The sequence below is a fragment of the Nocardia vinacea NBRC 16497 genome, assembly GCF_000308835.1.
Lineage (GTDB): Bacteria > Actinomycetota > Actinomycetes > Mycobacteriales > Mycobacteriaceae > Nocardia > Nocardia vinacea.
Window position 1 is genome coordinate 1 of sequence record NZ_BAGN01000311.1, and the last position, 724, is coordinate 724.

The 724-nt window shown below is 68.5% G+C and carries 1 protein-coding gene; it reads left to right on the plus strand.

The window, feature by feature from the left end; genetic code table 11:
- Window positions 1–724: acyltransferase domain-containing protein (locus ON44_RS33635; RefSeq protein WP_040698010.1), on the plus strand; the 724-nt coding region annotated here is incomplete at both ends.

The following is a 724-nucleotide window of genomic DNA, read 5'->3' on the forward strand; positions in this document are numbered from 1 at the left end:
CGTCGATCGGCCGAGCACGAAAGTTGATTGGTCCGAAGGCCATATCCGCCTGCTGACCGAACCTGTGGTGTGGCCGGAGGTGGATCGGCCGCGTCGTGCGGGTGTCTCCTCGTTCGGTATCAGCGGCACGAACGCACACGTCATCATCGAGCAGGCCCCGGTGTCCGAACCGGCGGTGGACCAAGCTCCGGCGCCCGAGGTCGCGCCGGCGGCTGGGTTGCTGCCATGGGCGGTCTCGGCGCGCAGTGGCGAGGCGCTGGCAGCGCAGGCCGTCCGCTTGGCGTCGCGTGTCAGCGATCAGGACCTGGATCCGGTGGATGTCGGTTTCTCGTTGGCGTCCACGCGTGCGGTGTTCGACCATCGTGCGGTCGTCCTGGCCGAGGACCGTGACGGGCTGCTGGCAGGTGTGCGGGCATTGGGCCGCACCGAAGCCGCTTCCGGTGTGGTGACCGGGCGGGTGGTGCCGGGTTCGACGGGTGTGGTGTTCTCGGGTCAGGGTGCGCAGTGGGCCGATATGGCCGCCGAGCTGCGTGCGGCATATCCGGTGTTCGCCGAGCACTTCGACGCGATCGTCGCGCAGCTGGATCCGCTGTTGGGGCAGTCGGTTTCGCTGAGTGTGGCGTTGGCGGACGGTGAGCTGGTCGATCGGACGGTGTTCGCGCAGGCGGGGTTGTTCGCGTTCGAGGTGGCGTTGTTCCGGTTGCTCGAATCGTGGGGCGTGCGC